Annotated in this window: 14 protein-coding genes; 3 read left to right on the top strand and 11 right to left on the bottom strand. The window is 70.8% G+C overall.

Annotation, left to right across the window (positions count from 1 at the left end; genetic code table 11):
• Positions 1-12: 12 nt before the first annotated feature.
• Positions 13-369: a hypothetical protein gene (locus ACTWPT_RS49110; RefSeq protein ID WP_443184446.1), complete on the top strand. Its 357-nt coding sequence runs from the start codon at positions 13-15 to the stop codon at positions 367-369.
• A gap of 174 nt (positions 370-543) precedes the next feature.
• On the opposite strand, the gene ACTWPT_RS49105 is transcribed toward ACTWPT_RS49110, so the two are convergent.
• From ACTWPT_RS49105 to ACTWPT_RS49055, 11 genes are all read right to left on the bottom strand, one after another.
• On the bottom strand, positions 544-1,209 hold the full coding sequence (locus ACTWPT_RS49105; protein ID WP_443184445.1) for a DUF305 domain-containing protein: 666 nt from the start codon (positions 1,207-1,209) through the stop codon (positions 544-546).
• A gap of 299 nt (positions 1,210-1,508) precedes the next feature.
• Positions 1,509-1,706, bottom strand: a complete 198-nt coding sequence (locus tag ACTWPT_RS49100) for a hypothetical protein (protein ID WP_443184444.1) — start codon at positions 1,704-1,706, stop codon at positions 1,509-1,511.
• A 93-nt stretch (positions 1,707-1,799) separates the two neighbouring features.
• Complete coding sequence (locus tag ACTWPT_RS49095; RefSeq protein ID WP_443184443.1) at positions 1,800-1,931, bottom strand: hypothetical protein; 132 nt, start codon at positions 1,929-1,931, stop codon at positions 1,800-1,802.
• Positions 1,907-2,116 (bottom strand): hypothetical protein, encoded by a 210-nt coding sequence (locus ACTWPT_RS49090; protein WP_443184442.1) that lies wholly within the window; start codon positions 2,114-2,116, stop codon positions 1,907-1,909. The genes ACTWPT_RS49095 and ACTWPT_RS49090 overlap by 25 nt, the downstream gene beginning before the upstream one ends.
• Before the next feature lie 8 nt (positions 2,117-2,124).
• Positions 2,125-3,552, bottom strand: a complete 1,428-nt coding sequence (locus ACTWPT_RS49085) for a condensation domain-containing protein (RefSeq protein WP_443184441.1) — start codon at positions 3,550-3,552, stop codon at positions 2,125-2,127.
• Entirely contained in the window at positions 3,549-3,812 is a 264-nt protein-coding gene (locus ACTWPT_RS49080; protein ID WP_443184440.1) for an acyl carrier protein, read from the bottom strand. Before ACTWPT_RS49080 ends, ACTWPT_RS49085 begins: the two co-directional genes overlap by 4 nt.
• Positions 3,809-4,012 carry an MbtH family protein gene (locus tag ACTWPT_RS49075; RefSeq protein WP_443184439.1) on the bottom strand — a complete coding sequence of 68 codons (204 nt, stop codon included), beginning with the start codon at positions 4,010-4,012 and terminating at the stop codon, positions 3,809-3,811. Before ACTWPT_RS49075 ends, ACTWPT_RS49080 begins: the two co-directional genes overlap by 4 nt.
• Before the next feature lies 1 nt (position 4,013).
• Complete coding sequence (locus ACTWPT_RS49070) at positions 4,014-9,416, bottom strand: amino acid adenylation domain-containing protein (protein ID WP_443184438.1); 5,403 nt, start codon at positions 9,414-9,416, stop codon at positions 4,014-4,016.
• Positions 9,413-15,742: an amino acid adenylation domain-containing protein gene (locus ACTWPT_RS49065; RefSeq protein ID WP_443184437.1), complete on the bottom strand. Its 6,330-nt coding sequence runs from the start codon at positions 15,740-15,742 to the stop codon at positions 9,413-9,415. The genes ACTWPT_RS49070 and ACTWPT_RS49065 overlap by 4 nt, the downstream gene beginning before the upstream one ends.
• Before the next feature lie 36 nt (positions 15,743-15,778).
• The gene (locus tag ACTWPT_RS49060) at positions 15,779-17,269 is read right to left on the bottom strand and encodes a class I adenylate-forming enzyme family protein (RefSeq protein ID WP_443184436.1); all 1,491 of its coding nucleotides are present in this window, start codon (positions 17,267-17,269) and stop codon (positions 15,779-15,781) included.
• A 332-nt stretch (positions 17,270-17,601) separates the two neighbouring features.
• The gene (locus tag ACTWPT_RS49055) at positions 17,602-17,748 is read right to left on the bottom strand and encodes a hypothetical protein (protein WP_443184435.1); all 147 of its coding nucleotides are present in this window, start codon (positions 17,746-17,748) and stop codon (positions 17,602-17,604) included.
• A 35-nt stretch (positions 17,749-17,783) separates the two neighbouring features.
• Between ACTWPT_RS49055 and ACTWPT_RS49050 the strand changes: the two genes are divergently transcribed.
• Both ACTWPT_RS49050 and ACTWPT_RS49045 read left to right on the top strand, forming a co-directional pair.
• Positions 17,784-18,785, top strand: coding sequence for a LacI family DNA-binding transcriptional regulator (locus ACTWPT_RS49050; RefSeq protein WP_443184434.1), 1,002 nt, complete (start codon positions 17,784-17,786; stop codon positions 18,783-18,785).
• A 181-nt stretch (positions 18,786-18,966) separates the two neighbouring features.
• Positions 18,967-19,308: a hypothetical protein gene (locus ACTWPT_RS49045; RefSeq protein ID WP_443184433.1), complete on the top strand. Its 342-nt coding sequence runs from the start codon at positions 18,967-18,969 to the stop codon at positions 19,306-19,308.
• Positions 19,309-19,406: the final 98 nt, after the last annotated feature.

The raw sequence follows: 19,406 nt of genomic DNA, 5'->3' as shown, positions 1-19,406 counted from the left end.
AAAGGCACGCGTGTGTCCACCGCACCCCTCGATCCGCACTATCCCGTCGTGCACCTGCGCCCGCCCGCCAACTGGATCAACGACCCCAACGGGCTGGTCTTCCACGACGGCCACTACCACGTCTGCTATCAGTACAACCCGTTCGGAGCGACCCACGCGAACCTGCACTGGGGCCGCTTCCGGAGCCCCGACCTGCTGACCTGCCTCGCTCAAGCGGAACTCCAGGCGTCGGCGCATGGCAGGGTCCGGTTCGGCGACGACCACCCGTTCGGCGGTGCGGTAATGGGCGAGGTTCGCGCCCGTGCCGGCGCCGATCTCCAGGATCTGCCCGCTCAGCTCGCCGACCAGCTGGTCGCGCACGCCGCCTAGCCAGCCGCGCTCTGCGTTCCGCATGATGGTGTCGTAGAACGTCGCGAACCACCGGTGTCCGCCCTCGCCTCTGCGATTAGCCATGATGCCGACAGCCTTCGCCCCATGCCGCAGGAGCTGGACCGTGACCGCACCCCGGCACCACACGCCCCGTGTTCTGCGGGCAGGTCTTCACTAGCCCATCACCCCGGAGGGGTGGCCCCACATCGGACAGGACATGCCCGAGCCGCCGAACCAGCCGGCGAGGTACCGCTGCATCTGCAACATCTCGGCATGTTGGGCGTCGCGCACCCGGTCGGCGAAGGCGGCGACCTCGGCATGCGAAACGCTCCCGTGCATGAGCAGATGCTGGGACATCATGACGGCCATCATGTGGTGAGGGATCATGTCCCGCAGGAACGTCTCATCCAGCGCATCACCGGACAGCTTGGTCAGATCGCGCATTATCGGCCGGTAGTCGCTCGCCGGTGGACCCCCGGGATACCACTCGGCCAGCCATGCCTTCATCCTGGCGATTTCCGCGCTTTGCGTCCTGACGATCGACGCGCCCAGGGTACGCATCTCGGCCCGGCTGGAGCGTTGAAGCTGCCGGGCCGCAGTCACCGCTTCCTGGTGGTGGGCCACCATGTGGGTCAGGTAGTCGGCCTCGTCGCTGACGTTTACTCTGGGCATCCGGCTGGTTGGCGCCGGCATGCTCTGTCCGATCGGAGAGGCGGTCTGCTCCCATAGGATGGCCTGCTGCGTTGAGGACTCAGCGGTGGTCGCGACGGCGACGCCAGTTAGCCCGCTCGCCGCCAGCGCCGATCCGGCCGCGATCCCCGCCAGTAGCGAGCGGTTCATCTCGGCCTCCAGTATTCTTCCTGCTGGTTCCCCTACCCTCAGGCCGGTCACTCACCGTGTTGGCATGACCGTCCGGGTGATGCGGGGCGTACCGCTCGGATTCCCGCCAAGAGTCCGACAGCGGACCAGGTCAGCTGAGCGCTCTCATCAGGGCGTACAGGCCGACGGGACGAGCGGGCCCGCCGGCGTCCAGGCCCGCAGAAGGGCCGGGACTCCGATCGTCACGATCCCCGGCCCGAGCAGGACCGACCGCAGGTGCCCGCCACAGGCTCGGCGCGGGTTCGTCCACGGCGGCCCGGTCAGTCATCATCGTCGTCCTCTTCCACGAGTTCGCCTTCCCAGGCTTCCTTGCCCTCCATGACGGCGAACGCGGCGATGACGAACCCAGCGACCGGGTCGATGCAGGTCCATCCGAAGGCGGCGTAGGCGACCAGCCCGGCGAAGGCGGACACGCTCAGCCAGGCGCACAGCTTGGTCTCGGCGGCATCGGCGATCACCAGGCCGGCAGAGACGAACAGGCTCGCGAAGCGCGTCGTCTCTTCCTTTGTGGTGCGGCATCGACAGAGTGTGGCGCCGCACCACGACGTGCTTCAGCCTTTGGCCGGGTCGCTGAGCACCGACTCTCCGGGATGAAGGGGTTCGGGCTCGCCGCTGACGCCGTACGGGCCGATGCCGTGATGGATCCGGCCGACGCCATTCAGCGCCAGCTCGTACCGGGCCATGGCGTGAAGATCGTCGAGCGTACCCGGTCGAGCTGGTTCGGCAGTTGGTCTGCCCGCAAGCCGGTCTGCTCGCGCAGCGTGGTCACGATATCCGAGCCTCGGAACCTGGGCGCGGCCAATTGCGCATCCATCCGCACCAGGTAGTTGGTGATCGTGGACAGGCGATGTTCGGGCGGCAGCGACATGGCGGGCGTTACCTGCTCGGCGGCAGCGTCCAGGTCACCGGTCCACGAAGACCCTCCCAACGGGGCTGAGGCGTCAGGCCGGCGCTTCCCCTGACGGCGGCGATGGGGACGTCCTCGGTGAGGCTCCGGACCAGCAGGGTCTCGACGCCGAGCAGCATGGCCCTCGCCGTGTCCCTGCACAGGAACGCGGTGTCGACGATGAGGCTGAGCTGACCGGTGTCGGGGGCGGTGCCCAGGGTGAAGAACACCTTGAACCGGACACCGGGCCAGGCGTTCGTGACGTACGTACGGGTCTTCTCGGTGAGCGGGGCCAGGTTCTCGCCGGGTGCGAGGCGGGGCAGGTTCGGCCACGTTCCGTCGGCCCGCCTGTCGTTGAAAAAGGCGTCCAGGTCCGGTTCCCTGCCCCGGACGCGGCCGATCTCCTCGCGCATGGCCTGCATCTCGAAGGGGTCGTAATGGGCGTTGCGATAGGCCACGAGGGCGCTGCGGTGCGCGGCGACGCACGTGTCGGCGAAGCCGGTGGCGGGCAGGTCGAGCACGAGCAGGCCGTCCTGGCCCACGGTGCCGACCAGCGGACGGGTGCGAGGATCGCGCCGGTTGCTGTGGACGAGCTGCATGACCGCCCTCGGCCGGCCGCTCACCACGGCCAGTACGGTGGCGCAGGCGGCGATGACCACACTCGTCGTGCTGATCGTCAACCGCTCGGCCAGCCGCACGGCCGCCGCCGCGAGCGCCACCGACTCCATGCCGACCTCAATGAACCGCGGCTCCTCCGCCTCCCCAGGTGGATGGCCGAACACCTCCAGCGGGACCTCCTCGAGCACCGAGCGCCAGTAACGGATCGACCGCTGCGAGCGCGCCAGGAACGGCTCCTCGCGCTCCAGTGCCGCCTGGTCCATCGGCTGCCACGCGGGCGGCGGCAGGTCGTCGCCTCGGAGCAGCTCCCGCCACTCGGCGGAGAGCAAGCTCAGCGCGTGGTAGTCCACCGCCAGGTGGGAGAAGGCGAACGCCAGGGCCCTCGGTCTGCCGTCGCGGAGTACGATGGCGCAGCGCAGCGGCAGGTCCTCGCCGTGTGCGAAGACCGTCCTGGCCAGTTCGCCGGCGATGCGCTCGGCGGTGCCCAACGGCCCCTCCTGGCCTGTCTCCAGCAGCTCCACGCTCAGCTCACCGTTGCGCGCCACCCGCTGCACCGGCCCGTCCGAGGTGTCGGCGAAGGTGGTGCGCAGGCTCTCGTGGCGTTCGAGCATCCTGCGCAGCGCGCCCAGCACGGTGGTGAGGTCGCGCTTTCCGTGGACCGGCAGCACCCACGGGCAGTTGAGAAAGGACTGGCTGGGCCCCATCAGGTGGACGGCCCGCCACATCAGCCGCTGCCCCCAGGTCAGCGCCGCCTCACCGCCCCGCGTCCCGCTGAACGCCACCGAGGCCTTCCCGGTCATCGCGGATCCAACAGGCCCGAGAGGTGGGCGGCGAGGGCGTCGACGTGCTCGAAGGCGGACAGGTCGCCGCCGAGATCGACGTCCACCCCGAAGGCGTCCTCGATCGCGTCGATGAGCCGGATCCACGCCAGCGAGGTCAGGCCCAGTGCCGGCAGCGAGTGCTCGCCCGCGAGCGCGTCCTCGGCACTGATCTCGCCGCCGGACGCGTCGGCGACCATGTCCGCGAGCATCCGCTCCAGGTCCCTTCGCGCCGGCGTCACCGCGCGCCCCCGTCGGCGTCCTGGCGCAGCCGTACGCTGCGGGGCCGCATGTCCGTCCAGATCTCGTCGATGTGGTCGAGGCACTCCTGCCGGCCGCCGGTGAAGCCCGTGGCCCGCCAGCCGTCAGGGGGCTGCCGGTCGAGGGGCAGCAGCGAGTACTGGTCCTCGTCGTTGACGACCACCTGGTGTCGTTCGGTCATGTCATTCCTCCGTGGGTCGCAGGGCTCGTACGCCGACCAGGTCGTCGGCGACGGCGTCGGGCACCTCGTGGTCGAAGCGGGCCAGCGCCGGGACACGCATGGCGACCAGCGTGATCGCCACGATGACGAGGCCGAAGAGCACGTACATGAAGCCGATGCCGCGGCCGGGGCCAGTGCCGATGATCGCGCCGGCCGTGGAGGCGAGCGCGCCGCCGTCCAGCAGCAGCGGGTCGAGCACCGAGGCGGCGTACGGGGCGACGAGCCCGAAGCCGATCGGCAGCGTCGACCAGGCGATGAGCGTGTTCATCGCGAACACCCGGCCGTGGAACCGCTGCGGCACCTTGACCTGCACGATCGTGGTGTAGATCCCGTTCAGCAGCGTGACCCAGGCGGTGATGCCGCACACGCCGACGGCGATCACGGTCAGGTCGGCGCGCAGGCCGGTGATGAGGCAGAAGCAGCCCAGGACGAGGCTGCACAGCAGCACCCCGCGCAGCCGCAGGCGGCGCGGGCCACCCCAGACGATCATGACGAGCGCGCCCGCGAACGTCCCGACCCCGGCCAGGAAGGAGATCCTGCCGACGTCGGCGAGTTCGGCGAAGGCGAGCACCAGCGGCGAGAACATCAGCAGCAGCGGCGCGAGGAACACGTTCAGCACGACGAAGAACAGCAACATGCCGACGAACCCGCGATGCCCGAGCGAGTACCGCAGCCCGCCCAGGATCTCGTCCTTGATCGACTCCCGGCGCCGCCAGGGCATGGTGGCCGGGAACCGCACCAGCAGCAGGACGACGATCGCGACCGCGTAGCTGACGACGTCGAGGAGGAGGATGCCGCCGAGCCCGATGGTGGACATCAGGCCGACGGCGAAGATGGGCACCAGGAGCTGGGCGGTGCCGGTGCCGAGCTGGGTGATGCCGACGGCGTGCCCGAGATAGTGCTTGGGCACGAGCTGCGGCACGGCTGAGAAGTACGCGAGCCGCTGGAACGTGAGCGCGACCGACAGGCAGCCCAGCAGCGGATAGATCATCCCCACGGACAGGTTCCCGGTCCACAGCAGCACGCCGAACGCGAGCTGGATCGTGAACGCCGCGCCGTCAGCGGCCAGCATCACCCGCCGCCGGCTCGTCCTGTCGATGATCGCCCCGGCGACCGGCGCGGTCAGCAGCCCCGGCACCAGTCCCACGACCGCCATCAGGGCGAACTGCGCCACCGACCCGGTCGTGGTGTAGATCCACAGAGGGACGGCGAACTCGGTCAGCGCCGAGCCCGTGGCGGACACGAGCTGGCTCATCGCGACGGCGAGGAAGCGCGGAATGCCGGGCTGCGCCCCGGCGGGAGCGGGCAGCGTGTCGGAGTGGGACACGTCGTGCAGCCACCAGGTGGCATCAGGGCGGCGGGCCGGTGGCCCGGCCAGGTCGCGGTGGACGGTGGTGACGATCTCGGCCAGCTCTTCCGCCCGGTATTTCAGGAAGAAGTGTCCCGCCTCCGCCAGCACGATCACGGCCGATGTCGAGGTCAGGAAATGCCATTCGCGGAAGCGTTCCTGGTAGTAGTCCGTCGCCGGGTCCTCGGTGCCCACCACGGAGATCACGGGAGCGCGCAGCCGGTCTGTGCCCGACTCGAACAGGCGGGTGTAGTACTCCTCGGCCTCCCGCGAGTCGCGGCGCATGTTCCGTACGATGCGGCGCGCCTGCGCGGGATCGAGGTCGCCCATGTCCACGCCCTGCGAGATCAGCCAGTTGACGTAGCGCTGGTCGCTGCGGAGCCGCTCGGCCTCGGCGAACCTGGCGATCCGCGACATCACGGCGCCGCGCGGCCGGGCGAAAGGGAAGATGCCGCCGATGTAGACGCCGGCGAGGTCCCTTCCCGCGGCCTCCAACCGGCGGGCGATCTCCACGGTCAGGGCCGAGCCGACGCCGCAGTGGCCGTACAGGGCGATCGGGCCCTCGACCTTCTCCAGGATCTCGCGCACGCATCCGGCGGCGAGCTCGTCGAACGGCAGTCTGTCCTCGTCGACGCCCACGTCGTGGCCGGGGATCGCCACCGACCACAGCGCGTGCCCGTCCGGCAGGGCGTCGGCGAGCGGCTGGTAGACGACGGCGCTGCCGCCGCCGTACGGGACGCACACGTAGCTCAGGACCGGCGTCATGCTGCGGGCGGCGGTCAGCCGGTGCAGCAGCGAACGGGGCCCGCGCCGGTCCGCCGGGGTGTCGGCGAGTGCGGCCAGCTCGCGGATGGTGCGATGTTTGAACACGTCCATGACGCTGACCTCGGCGCCGGCCTGTTGGCGCAGCCGGGCCACCACCTGGGTCGCGAGCAGGGAATGCCCGCCGAGGTCGAAGAAGTCGTCGTCGACGCCGACCGCCTCGACGCCAAGCAGGTCGCCCCAGATCGCGGCCAACGCCCGTTCTGTGGGTGTGTCCGGTGCGATGAGCTCGACCGCGGCGTCCCGGGTGGCGACGGGTGCGGGGAGCCGGCGGCGGTCCAGCTTGCCGTTGGGGCTCAGCGGCAGGGCGGCGAGGGTGACGTAGCCCGCGGGCACCATGTAGTCGGGGAGCGTCTTCTTCAGCTCGGCCCGCAGGGCGGCATGGTCGAGCGCCTGTTCCACGCCGTCGGCGGTTTGGATCTGCTCGCCGTCCGGCGTGACGTAGGCGATCAGGCGGTCCTCACGGACGATCACGGCCGCGTCCCCGACGGCGGGCAGGGCGCGCAGGGCCGCTTCGATCTCGCCGGGTTCGATGCGCAGGCCGCGCAGCTTGACCTGGCTGTCCAGCCGGCCGAGGAACTCCAGGGCGCCGTCGGGGCGGCGTCTGGCCAGGTCGCCGGTGCGGTAGAGCCGCGATCCCGGCGGGCCGAACGGGTCCGGCACGAACCGCTCGGCGGTGAGCGCGGGACGGTTCAGGTAGCCCCTGGCCAGGCCCGCGCCGCCGATGAACAACTCGCCCGGCACGCCGATCGGCGCCGGGGACATGGCGGCGTCCAGGACGTACAGGGTGGTGTTGGCGATGGGGGTGCCGATGGGGACGCGGGCCGCCGAGGTGAGCGTGCCGGGGAGGCAGTGCCAGGCGGACACGTCCACGGCCGCCTCGGTGGGGCCGTACAGGTTGTGGAGCTCGGCGGCGGGGAGCGTCACGACGCAGCGGCGGGCCAGGTCGGCGGGTAACTCCTCACCTGAGCAGATCACCCGGCGCAGCGAGCCGCAGCCCGCGGCGCCGTCCTCGGCGAGGAACACGGCCAGCATCGACGGGACGAAATGGGCGGTGGTCACGCCTTCGGTGACGATCAGTTTGCGCAGGTACGCGGCGTCCTTGTGGCCGCCCGGCGTCGCGAGCACCAGCCTCGCGCCGTGGCGCAGCGGCCAGAACAGCTCCCACACCGACACGTCGAAGCTCAGCGGCGTCTTCTGCGCCACGACGTCCGCGTCGTCCAGCCGGTACCGTTCCTGCATCCAGGCGAGCCGGTTGGCGATGCCGCCGTGGGTGTTCGCCACGCCCTTGGGCCGCCCGGTGGAGCCGGAGGTGTAGATGACATAGGCGACGTCGTCGGGCCGCACGTCGGGCAGCGGACCGGGGACGCCGGTCCAGACGTCCGGGTCGTCCAGGTCGAGGGTGATCGCGGTGGTGTGCGGCAGCGCCGGGCGGATCCTGCTCTGGGTGAGCAACGCGACCGGTGCGGCGTCTGCCAGCATGAACGCCACCCGGTCCGGAGGATAGTCGGGGTCGATCGGCAGGTACGCCGCACCCGCCTTGAGCACGCCGAGCAGGCCAGGCAGCAGTTCCAGCGAGCGCTCGGCGCACACAGCGACCACCGACCCGGGGCCCACGCCGAGACCGCGCAGCGTGTGCGCGACCCGGTCCGCCGCCGCGTCCAGCTCGCCGTACGACAGTGAACGCCCTTCGAAGCGCACCGCGACCGCGTCGGGCGTACGCGCCGCCTGCGCCTCAACGGGGCCGTGCAGCGTGGCCTCGCCGGGGAAGTCGGCGGCGGTGTCGTTCCATTCGTCCACGACCAGACGGCGTTCGTCCTCGCTGAGCAGGTCGATCCGCGTCAGCCGCGAGTCGGGCCGGGCGACGACCTGTTCCAGCAGCGTGCGCAGGTGACCGGCCAGGCGCTCGATGGTGTCCGGCTCGAACAGGTCGGTGTTGTAGATGAACATCCCGCCCGAGTCGTCGCCGACGTAGAGCTCCAGGTCGTACCGGGTCGCCCAGGCGTCCACGGGGAAGTCGGCCACGGTCAGCCCGGCGGGCGGGTCGATGGCCTCGTTCCGGTAGTTCTGCATCGCGAACATGACGCCGAACAGCGGCGACCTGGACACGTCGCGCGGCAGGTCCAGCTCCGAGACGAGCTGCTCGAACGGCAGTTCCTGGTGGGCGAAGGCGTCCAGGGTGACGTTCCGCACCCTGTCGAGCAGCTCCGCGAACGTCGGATCGCCCGTCAGGTCCACCCGCATGGTCAGCATGTTCACGAAGCACCCGATCACGCCGTCCAACTCCGGAACCTGGCGGCCGGCCACCGGCGATCCCACGGCGACGTCGGAGGCGCCCGCGTACCGGCCGAGCAGCGCGGCGAGCGCCGCCAGCATGACCATGTAGGGCGTGGCCCGGTGCTCGCCGCCGAGCCGCGCCAGCCCGGCGGCCACCTCAGGATTCAGCGAAAACGTGTGCGCGGCGCCGGTGTAGGTGCGTTCCGGCGGGCGGGGCCGGTCGGTCGGCAGGTCCAGCGGTTCCAGACCGGCCAGCCGGTCCCGCCAGAAGTCCAGGTCGCGCCGGGAGGGTTCCAGGCCGCGCTGCCAGGCCGCGTAGTCGCCGTACCCCACCTGCGGGGAAGGCGGCGTGACGCCGTCGTAGCGGGCGAAGACCTCGCGCATCAGCACGTCGGCCGACCAGCCGTCGGCGGCGATGTGGTGCACCGCGACCACCAGTACGTGATCCTCGTCGCCCAGCCGGAGCAGCAGCGCCCGCGCCACCGGCCCCGCCGCCAGGTCGAACGGCACCGCCAGGAACTGCTCCACCAGCGCCTTGGCGGCGGCCTCGCCCGGCGCGTCGCGTACGGTGAGCGGTAGCGTGGCGTCGTGGGCGAGCACCACGCGCGGCCGTCCGTCCTCGGTGCCGGGGAAGCGCATGCGCAGCGCGTCGTGCCCGGCCACCACGGCGTCGAGCGCGGCGGCCAGCGCGCCGGCGTCCAGCGGGCCGCGTAGCCGCAACCTGATCGGGATGGTGAGCTGGGCGGTGCCCGGCGTGAACTGTTCCAGGAACCACAGCCGCTCCTGCGCGTGCGACAGCGGCGGCTCCCCACCGGGCCGCGCGGGAATCGTACGCCGCGGCACCGCGGCCGCTCCGCGCCGCAGCCGCTGCGCCAGCAACGCCTGCTTGGTCGCCGACAGGGCCTCCGAGTCGGTCACCTGCCCACCTCCAGGTCCAGCAGGCCGGCCGCCTCCGCGTCGGAGAGCGCGGACAGCTGCTCGATCAGCAGCTTCTCGACCGCAGTCGCGAGCCCGGCGACGGTCGGTTGGTCGAACACCGTGCGAATCGGCACCTCCGTGTCGAGCGCGTTGCGCAGCAGGGCCGCGACCCGAGTCGCCAGTAAGGAGTGCCCGCCCAGGGCGAAGAAGTCGTCGTGGACGCCGACCGCCTCGACGCCCAGCAGCTCGCCCCAGATCCCGGCCACCAGCGCCTCGGCGTCCGTGCGCGGCGGCACGAACTCCGCGGCTGGGGCGGGTCCCGGCGCGGGCAGGGCCGCCGCGTCCACCTTGCCACTGATCGTGAGCGGCAGCGCCGCCAGCCTCACCCAGGCCGTGGGCACCAGGTGGGCCGGCAGAGCCGCAGCCAGGTGCAGGCGCAGTTCGTCCGGCTCGGCCGGTCCGACCACGTACGCGGTCAGCCGTTCCCCGTCCGCCGTCACCACCGCCTGACGGACACCTGGATGGGTCAGCAGGGCGGCCTCCACCTCACCCGGCTCCACCCGGAAGCCGCGTACCTTCACCTGGGCGTCGAAGCGGCCCAGGAACTCCAGGGTTCCGTCCGGCCGCCGCCTTACCCGGTCGCCCGTCCGATACAGTCTGGATCCCGGTGGGCCGTACGGATCGGGGACGAACCGGTCGGCCGTCAGCGCCGGGCGTCCCAGGTAGCCCCGCGCCAGCCCTTCGCCGCCCAGGCACAGCTCGCCGGGGAAGCCCGGCGGCACCGGCTCGCCGTACCGGCCGAGGACGTACGCCGCCGTGCCGCCGATCGGCCTGCCGATGGGCGGGCGGCGACCGGTGTCCGCCTCGCCGAGATCGGCCGCCGTGGCGATGACGGTGGCCTCTGTCGGCCCGTACGTGTTGACCAGCCGTATCCGGTCGCCGAACCTGTCCCGCCACCTGGCCACCGCCGCCGCGTGCACCTGCTCCCCGCCGATTATCACCAGCCGCAGCGACTCCGGCCAGGTCACGTGGTCGAGCGCCTCGGTGAGCCAGTGCCAGTAAGCGGTGGGCAGATCCAGCACGGTGACCCGCCGACCGGCCGCGGTACGCAGCACGTCCGGCAGCGCCGCGGCACCGTCGGGCAGCAGCAGCACGCCCGCACCCGCCGTCAGCGCCGGGTACAGCTCCTCGGCATGGGCGTCGAAGCTGAGCGACGCGAACTGCACGACCCGGTCGTCCGGCCCGATGCCGTACGCCTCCCGCATCCAGCGCACCCGCCCGGCCAGGCTGCCATGCTCGACCAGCACACCCTTGGGCCTGCCCGTCGATCCGGACGTGTAGATCACGTACGCCGCGTCGCCGGGCTCGACCGGGTCCCAGCCGCCGAGCCACCTGTGGCCGCCGTGCCCGGACTCGTCGGCGGTCACTAGCACGACCGTTTCCCGCGGCAGCCTCCGCGCGAGCCCGGCATCGGTCACCACCAGGCGTGCGGCACTGTCCGTGATCAGGAAGGCGAGCCGTTCGTCGGGATAGTCCGGATCGAGCGGCAGGTACGCGCCACCGGCCCGCCACACGGCCAGCAACGCCACGACCGCATCGGCCGACCGCCCCAGGCACACACCCACCACGCACCCGTCGGCGACGCCGCGCCGCCGCAGGGCCGCCGCGAGCCGCGCCACCCTGGCATCGAGCTGCGCGTAGCTCATCTGCTCGTCACCCCACAGCAGCGCCGTGGCATCAGGAGTGGCGGCGATCGCCCGTTCGATGAGCGCGGGCACCGTCTCCGCTTCGCCGCGACGGCCATCCACATCATCCGGCGCCAAGACGGCTGTGCCGGAGCCCGTCAGAACGACCGCGTCGGAGCCCGTCAGGACGGCGGCGTCGGCGTCCGTGAGCATCGGCAGCCGCGAGATCGGGGTGCCGGGGGCGTCCGCGATGCCCCGCAGAAGGACCTGCAACCGCGCCGCCAGCCCCTCGACGGTGGCCGCGCGATACAGGGTGGCGTCGTAGCCGAACACGGCGAGCAGGCCCTGCTCGTTGCGCCAGGTCTCCAGGGCCAGGTCGAACTTGGCCTGGCGATACCCGCCGTCGAACAGCTCCACCCCCAGGTCGCCGACCCGCTCGGGCGGAGTCCCTTCACCGGCCTGACTGTGCAGAATGATCATGGTTGCCAGCAGCGGATTGTGGCGGATGTCGCGCGGCACGCCCAGCCCACCGATGAGCCGTTCGAACGGCACGGTCCGGTGGGCGTGTGCGTCGAGCAGGGTACGGCGGGTCGCGCCGAGCAGGTCGGAGAAGGCCGGGTCCCCCGTGAGATCGCCGCGCAGGACCAGCGTGTCGGTGAGGTATCCGATGACCGGCTCCAGCTCCACCCGGTCCCGGGTCGCCCACGGCGTGCCTACCAGGATGTCGCCCTGCCCCGTGTGCCGGCCCAGCAACACCTGGTAGGCGGCGACCAGCACCATGAACAGGGACACGTTGTGCTCCTGCGCCAGCCGTTCCAGCCGCGCCACCACCTCCGCGGGCACCCGGAACGAGTGGAAGGCGCCCTCGGGCCGCTCCCCACCGGGCAGGTCGGCAGGTAGTTCCAGCATGGGCGGGTCGGCGAGTTGCCTGCGCCAGTACGCCAGCGACTCCTCGGCGGCCTCGCCGGAGTCCTGCTCCCGCTGCCACAGCGCGATGTCGCCGTACTGCACCCGAAGCGGCGCGAGATCCGGCTCCTCGTCCTCCACCCGGGCCAGGTAGAGAGCGAATAGGTCGTCGAACAGGATCCCGAGCGACGACCCGTCCGCGATGATGTGGTGCAGCACGAAGCACAGCACGTGGTCGCCGGGCCCGAGCCTGAGCAGGCTGATTCGCAGCGGCGGCGCCCCCGCCAGGTCGAATGGCGCGTTGGTACGGTCGGCGACCAGCCGCAGGGCATCCTCCTCCGCGACGGCCGAACCCTCCAGGTCAAGGTGTTCGACGGAAACGGGGCCGGGCGGATGAATGACCGTGATCGGCTCGCCGTCGACGTCGGCGAACGACGTGCGCAAGCTCTCGTGCCGGGCCACCACCGCGTCCAGCGCCTCCCGGAGCGCATCGGTGTCCAGCTCGCCACGCAGCCGCAACACGAGGTACATGTTGTACGAGGCGTCGCCCGGATCGAACCGCTGCAGGAACCACAGGCGCTCCTGCGCGAACGACAACGGCGGGTCGACCCCCTCCGGACGGGGCGGCACCTCCATCGGCAAGCCGTCCCCTTCGTCCGCCGTGGCCTGCTTCCCACGTAGCCGGACGATCTCCTCGACGACCCCGCCGATGGTGGGATCTTCGAAGAAGGCGTCCAGCGACACGTCCACACCGACGCTCTCCCAAATCCGAGCCGTGATCTGTGTGATGGTGAGCGAGTGCCCGCCGAGCTCGAACAGGTCGTCATCGGCACCGACGTCGTCCAGTCCCAGCACCTCACACCAGATCCGCCGCACCTCCTCGACCAGCACCGCCCCGCCGCCCGAGCCGGAGCCGGCGACAACGCTGTCCGACGACCCCGCCGCCGATTCGGCAGGCTCAGGGAGCGCCGCGCGGTCCAGCTTGCCGATGGGGTTCAGCGGAAGGGCGTCCAGCACGACGTAGGCGCTCGGCGTCGTGGCCGGCGGCAGGGTCCTGGGCAGGTGGGCGGCCAGCGTTCCCGCATCGGGGGTGGCCGCGCCGGGCGCGGGGACGACGTAAGCGATCAGGCGGAGATCGTCCGTCTCCCCGCCGCGGACGATCACCGCCGTCTCGCCGACCTGGGGGTGCTCCAGCAACCGCGTCTCGATCTCGCCGAGCTCAACCCGGTGGCCCAGCAGCTTGACCTGCCCGTCCTCGCGGCCGAGGAACTCGATCTCGCCGTCGGCACGGTAGCGGGCCTGGTCGCCGGTGCGGTACAGCCGGGCTCCGGGAGGGCCGTAAGGGTCGGGAACGAACTGTTCGGCCGTACGCCCCGGCCTGCCCCGGTAGCCCCGCGCCACCCCGGCTCCGCCGATGCACAGTTCGCCGACGACGCCCGGAGGCACCGGACGCATCGACGCGTCGAGCAGGTAGATCCGGGTGTTGGCGAGGGGACGGCCGATCGTGATCGGCACACCGGGTTCGCCCGGCTCGCCGAACGTGCTCCAGATGGTCGTCTCGGTCGGACCGTACACGTTGATGACGCGATCGCAGCGGGCGCATAACTCCTCCGCGAGCCGGGGCGGCAGCGCCTCTCCCCCGGTCAGCGCGGTCACTCCGGCCAGGCCGCCGGGCAGCAGCAGCCGCCACACCGACGGGGTGGCCTGTACGTGCGTGACACCCTGCTCCGCGACCAGCCGGGCCAACGCCTCCGGCCTCCGCACCGCGCCGTGGGGTGCGACGACGACCCGGCCACCGACGATCAGCGGCAGGTACAGCTCAAGGGCGCTGATGTCGAACGCCGGCGAGGTGAGCGCGAGCCAGGTGTCACCGGACCCGGCGCCGAGCCGGTCACGCATGGCGAGCAGCAGGTTGGCCAGGTTTCGGTGATCGACCTCGACCCCCTTCGGCCGCCCCGTCGAACCCGAGGTGTAGATCACGTAGGCGATCTCCCCGGGCGACGGCGGCCGCATCGGCTCCTCCGGCACCGGGCCGGAGCCCGGTTCCTCGTCCACCAAGAGCACAGGCCCCGGCAGCCCGACCGGCACGGCGGTCTCGCACAGCAGCAGCCTGGGCCGGGCGTCGGCCACGATCATGGCGAGCCGTTCCGCGGGGTGGTCAGGATCGAGCGGCAGGTAGGCGGCCCCTGCCTTGTGCACGGCGAGCAGGCAGACCAGCAGCAGGTCGGAACGCCGCAGGTGCACGGCGACCAGTTCCCCGCGCCCGGCACCGGCCTGCCGCACCCTGCGGGCCAGCCGCTCGGCCGCGGCGTCCAGCTCCGCATAGGTGAGCGAGCGCCCCTCGAACGTGACGGCGCACGCGTCAGGACGGGCCCGCACCTGCTCGGCGAACAGACCGGGCAACGTCGCCCCCGCGGGATACGCAACCGCGGTGTCGTTCCACTCAACGAGCATCCGCCGCGACTCCGCCGCGGGCATGACGTCCAGGTCGGCCAGGCGGACATCGGGGTCCTCGGCGGCATGACGCAGCAGGGCACGCAGGCCCTCGGCGAACCGGGCCGCGACGTCCCGGTCCACGGCCGCCGGGTCGTACCGTACGCACAGCGCGAGCCCGTCAGGACCGTCCACGACCTGCAGATGCAGCGGGTTCCGCGCGCCACCGCCGAACATCATGCGGTCCACGGTGACGTACAGGCCGGGGAAGACCGGATCGGCCTCCCGCCTGCGGTAACTGATCGACACGGGTACGGCGGCGCCACGCGGCGCCATACCCAGCGCCCGTCCGGGCGGCACCTCCCGGAACCTGTACACCTCACGCAGCTCGCCACGCAAATCCCGCACGAACTCGCGGAACGCCTGACCAGGCTCGGGCCGCGAGAACACGGGCAGCTCGCTGACGTACGGACCGACATGGTCACGGGTCCCGGGACCGCGCGTGGTCACGTCGATCGCGACCGCCACGTTCTCCGTGCCGTACCTGAACAGCAGCGCGTGCACCCCGGCGAGCAGCACCTCGAAGGTCGACGCGCCGGTCGCCCCGGCCACCATCGCGGCGTCGCGGCTCAGCTCGTGATCGAGCCCGGCGTCGATCTGCTCACCCGGCCCGTACCGTCTGCCGGTGCGCCGCTGACCCGGCAGCACGATCTCGGCGGGCTCCGCCCAGCGTCCGGCCCAGAACTCCCGCGCCGCGGCCAGGACGCCCGTCCCCGGCTCGTGCCCGGCGAACGACAGCGGCTCCACCGCCCCGCGCGAACCGGCTCCGCGCGAACCGGCTTCGTAGAACCGGGCGAGGTCACGTACCAGGATGTCCTTGGACATGCCATCGAAGACGAGATGGTGGGCGACGAACAGCAGCAGATGCCGCCCCGGCCCCGCGGGCGCGATCGTGAACCTGGCCAGCGGCCCCTTCTCCAGGTCGAACCCGCGGGTGACCTCCTCCCTGATCAGCCGTTCGAGGGCGTCGGGCGAGGGATCGGGCAGGTCGGCGAGCGTCACGGACGGCTCGGCGGCGGGCACCACGCGAAGCCCGTCGCCGCTCTCCGCGACGGCGGTGGCGAGCACCGGATGCCGCGCGACCACATCGGCGCACGCGGCGAGCAGCGCGGCCACGTCGAGGTCGCCGTCGAACCACAGGGCGAGCGGCATGTGGTACGTCAGCCCCGCGCCCATGCGTTCGCCGATCCACATGCTCTGCTGGGTGAACGAAGCCGGAGTGCTTTCCTGCTGGTGGGTCATGTGCGTTCTTTCTGTGCGTTCACACTTTCTGTGTGTTCACGTGGAGCCGTCCGCCGGTCGCTCGAGCAGGTCACGGAGCCGCGACTTCATCACCTTGCCGAGGTGGTTCTTCGGCAGTTCGGGCACGAACAGCAACCGGCTCGGCAGCTCGTGCCTGGCGAGCCGGTCCATCAGGAACGTCCGCAGGTCGGCGGCGGTGACCGGAGACCGGGTGACGACGGCGGCCGCGGTGACCCGGTCGAGCACCGGGTGGCGAACGCCGACCACAGCGGCCTCGGCGACCGACGGATGTTCGTACAGCGCGGCCTCCACCTGGAGCGTGGACACCTTGTGCGCGCCGGACTTGATGACGTCGCTCTCGCGGTCGACGAGGTAGAGGTAGCCGTCCCGGTCGAGGTAGCCGACGTCGCCCATGCGCACCCAGCCGTCGCGGAAGATGTCGTCGGTCAGCCGCCGGTCCCGGTAGTACGCACGGGTCCCGGCGGGCGAGCGCAGCCATACCTCGCCCTGCTCCCCGATGCCCGCGGCCCGCCCGTCCCCACGGACGATCTTGAGATCGCCGCCCGACGAGGGCCGTCCCACCGACGCGGGCCGCTCCGGGTCCACGATCATCACGGTCTGCGCCGGGGCCGCCTCGGTCGAGGTGTAGTAGTTGACGATCGTCGCTTTCGGGAATGCCTTCGCCAGGCCGGCCGCCACGGCGGGCGGCAGACTGGCCGCGGTGGAGCCAAGCAGCCGGACGCTCGACAGGTCGTACCGTTCCTGGACCCGGGCGTTGAGCAGTTCGATGGCCATGGCGGGCACCACGAACACCGTCCCCGCCCCGAACGACTCGATCAGCCGGGCGAAGCGGGCGGGCGTGAAGCGCGGCAGGGTCAGCGCGGCAGGGCGGGCGTCCAGGGCGTTGACGAGCATGGTCTGTCCCGCGTTGCTGCCGATGGGGAACGCGTGCAGGAAATGCCGGGAGTGCGACAGTTTGCGGCGTCGCGGATGGGTGGAGACGCCGTAGGCGAGATTGGCGTGGGTGGCGCCGACGCCTTTGGCCCGGCCCGTGGTGCCAGAGGTGTAGATGATCTGCGCCAGCCCGCCGGGGTTGACGTCCCGCCGTACCGGGCCGTCCTCGCCCTGATCCAGCTCCGCCGGCGTCGCCCGCCATGCGTCCACGTCCGGCGGCTCGGTGCCGGGCCCGTGCAGCACGGTGGTCACGGAGCAGTCGGCCAGCGCGTGGCGTACCTCGGCGGGGGCCAGTCGTCCGGACAGCGGCACGGCGACGCAGCCCGCCCGCATGACCGCGCACCAGGCGACGGCCAAGTCAATCCAGTCCCGCTCGTCGAACAGCAGCCCGACCCGATGGCCGGACGGCACGCCGCGATCGATCAGAGCGCGGGCGACCGCGTTGGACCGCCGGTCCCATGCGCCGAACGAGATCGTCCCGACATCGGCCACCACGAGGGCTGGGCTCTCGGGCTGCTCCTCGGCGCGATGTGCGAGCAGGTCGGTAAGCAGGAGCCGACCGTCACCGCTCACCACGATACGTAACCGAAATGTTTCGAGCGCACGACCTACCTCCGATCAACAGTCTCGTCGGATCGAGCCCATTTGGGTCTCTTCAAACCCACCTGGTCCGAAGAATAGGCAATGCGGGATGGTTCACAACAGAGAAACTTTAAGTATTCTTCCGAAACTTTCGACAGCGCCGGCCGGGCCGGGGACACGCACACCAGCCGATCACGGCGCGACCATGAAGGTAGACCGTCAACCGCCAACGCGCCTGGCCTGCTGCTCACACGGCTGTGTTCGGCCAGTACTCGATCTACAAGTTCGGGCGTCACCCGCTCGGTGAGCACTCCCTGAGCACGTCACCGGTCGGCGGAGACCACGCCCATCCAGTTCGTGAAGCCGTACCGCAGGCCGTCCCAGGTCTCCGGCCGGACGCGGGCCAGCCAGGAGTCCGGGTCACCGCCGTCGCCCGCGGGCGGGGACTGCGCCATCTTGCATTCGCGCAAACGTTGGCGCAAACTCTTTGATCGAGGAGGCCGACATGGCAGCGATGGCCGATGTCGCACGTCAGGCCGGGGTTTCGATCTCGACGGTGTCCCACGTGATCAACGGAACTCGCTTCGTTGCCGAGGAGACCCGCCAACGAGTCCTGGCCGCCGTGGAGGAGACCGGCTACATCCACAGGGGCGCCCGATCCCTGGTCGCCTCCAGTACCAAGTCGATCGGGCTGGCGATCTCGGCGATCTCCAACTACTACTTCGCGGACTTTGTGGCGGCGCTAGAGGCGCAGGTCCGGCTCACCGGATACACGCTGCTGCTCACCGATACCCACGACGACCGGGACGAGGAGTTGAAGGTGGTGCAGGCCCTGCACCAGCGGAGGGTCGACGGCATCCTGCTGGCCACTGAAGCACACGGGACCGGCTCGTCGTCACTGCGCTACCTCGACGAACTCGGTATCCCAACCGTTCTCGTCGACCGGTGCGCCTCGGCGAGATTCGACCAGGTCGGTACCGAGAACGTCGAGTCCAGCGCCCGCATGGTGCTGCACCTCGCCCAAGTCGGGCACCGCAGGATCGGGACCGTCGCCGGCCGCGATGGTCTGATGACCTCAACCGAGCGGCTCAAGGGTTACCACGTGGGCCTGACCAGAGCCGGGCTGCCCTTCGACCCGGGACTGGTCGCACAGGGCGGCTCGAACGCCACAGCTGCCGAAGTGAGCGTAAACGCGCTCATGGAGTTGCCCGAGCCGCCGACCGCGCTGTTCGTCGCAAACAACCACATGACCATTGGCGTGATGCGGGCACTGGACCGGCGTGGCGTCCGTGTACCGGAGGACATCGCGCTCACGGTCTTCGACGACTTCGAGTGGGCGTCGATCTTCCGGCCCCGGCTGACCGCGATCGCCCAGCCGATCCGGGAGATCGCGGCCCGTTCCGTTCAGATGCTGGTCGATCGGATCGACGCCCCGGACCAACCGCCCCGCACAGTCCGGCTGAAGCCCCGCTTCATGCACCGTGATTCCTGCGGCTGCCTCCGCTAAGGCAGCCGGAGACGCTGCGCGGGATCAGCCAACCCATCGGCATCAGTTCGGGCGGGTGTGGCTCACCTGCGCGCACGTGGGACAGGCCTGGCCAGCCTGCTCAAGTTCACCTCCGCATAACAGTCACGAAATGAGGGCTTGCAGACAGCGAACCGGGTCATCATGATGAAGAAACGATCTGGTGAATCGATTCTTCAAGGAAGAGATGACTCGGCCTCGGATCAAAGATGTCGCCGCGCGTGCCGGTGCAGGAGCCACCACTGTGTCGGTGGCGGTGACACAACGTCGCCGGAGCTCGGGTGAGTCCCAGTCACCGCCGACGGCTGGAACTGCCCTGCTCAACACCTACCGGGTCAAGATCGTGCCGTTCATCGCCGACGGGCTCTCGATCTTTCTGTTCCATCGGCACTTCACGGCGATCCCGGTCGAACTGGACCCGACAGAGGGCCTGCACCCCATCTTTCTTCGCGCCTCAACGAGCGTTCATGACAAGCATTGCAGGCACCGGTCTAGGTTGAAATGACACTTCGCCTTCCCGATCATTGGATTTGGGATATCTGGCTCGCGGACGCCGGGCAGTCATACGAAGGACGACTCATCCGTCACCGCGACGGCTACGGC

The organism is Nonomuraea sp. 3N208 (assembly GCF_052245935.1).
GTDB lineage: Bacteria > Actinomycetota > Actinomycetes > Streptosporangiales > Streptosporangiaceae > Nonomuraea.
The sequence above is the reverse complement of the archived record's forward strand: the minus strand, read 5'-3'. Positions and strand labels throughout refer to the sequence as shown.

Bases quoted from the DNA above. Each gene is read 5' to 3' on its own strand.
- ACTWPT_RS49065 (WP_443184437.1), bottom strand. From the start codon at position 15,742: ATGACCCACCAGCAGGAAAGCACTCCGGCTTCGTTCACCCAGCAGAGC.
- ACTWPT_RS49085 (WP_443184441.1), bottom strand. From the start codon at position 3,552: ATGACCGGGAAGGCCTCGGTGGCGTTCAGCGGGACGCGGGGCGGTGAG.
- ACTWPT_RS49095 (WP_443184443.1), bottom strand. From the start codon at position 1,931: ATGGCCCGGTACGAGCTGGCGCTGAATGGCGTCGGCCGGATCCATCAC.
- ACTWPT_RS49075 (WP_443184439.1), bottom strand. From the start codon at position 4,012: ATGACCGAACGACACCAGGTGGTCGTCAACGACGAGGACCAGTACTCG.
- ACTWPT_RS49090 (WP_443184442.1), bottom strand. From the start codon at position 2,116: ATGTCGCTGCCGCCCGAACATCGCCTGTCCACGATCACCAACTACCTG.
- ACTWPT_RS49105 (WP_443184445.1), bottom strand. From the start codon at position 1,209: ATGAACCGCTCGCTACTGGCGGGGATCGCGGCCGGATCGGCGCTGGCG.
- ACTWPT_RS49050 (WP_443184434.1), top strand. From the start codon at position 17,784: ATGGCAGCGATGGCCGATGTCGCACGTCAGGCCGGGGTTTCGATCTCG.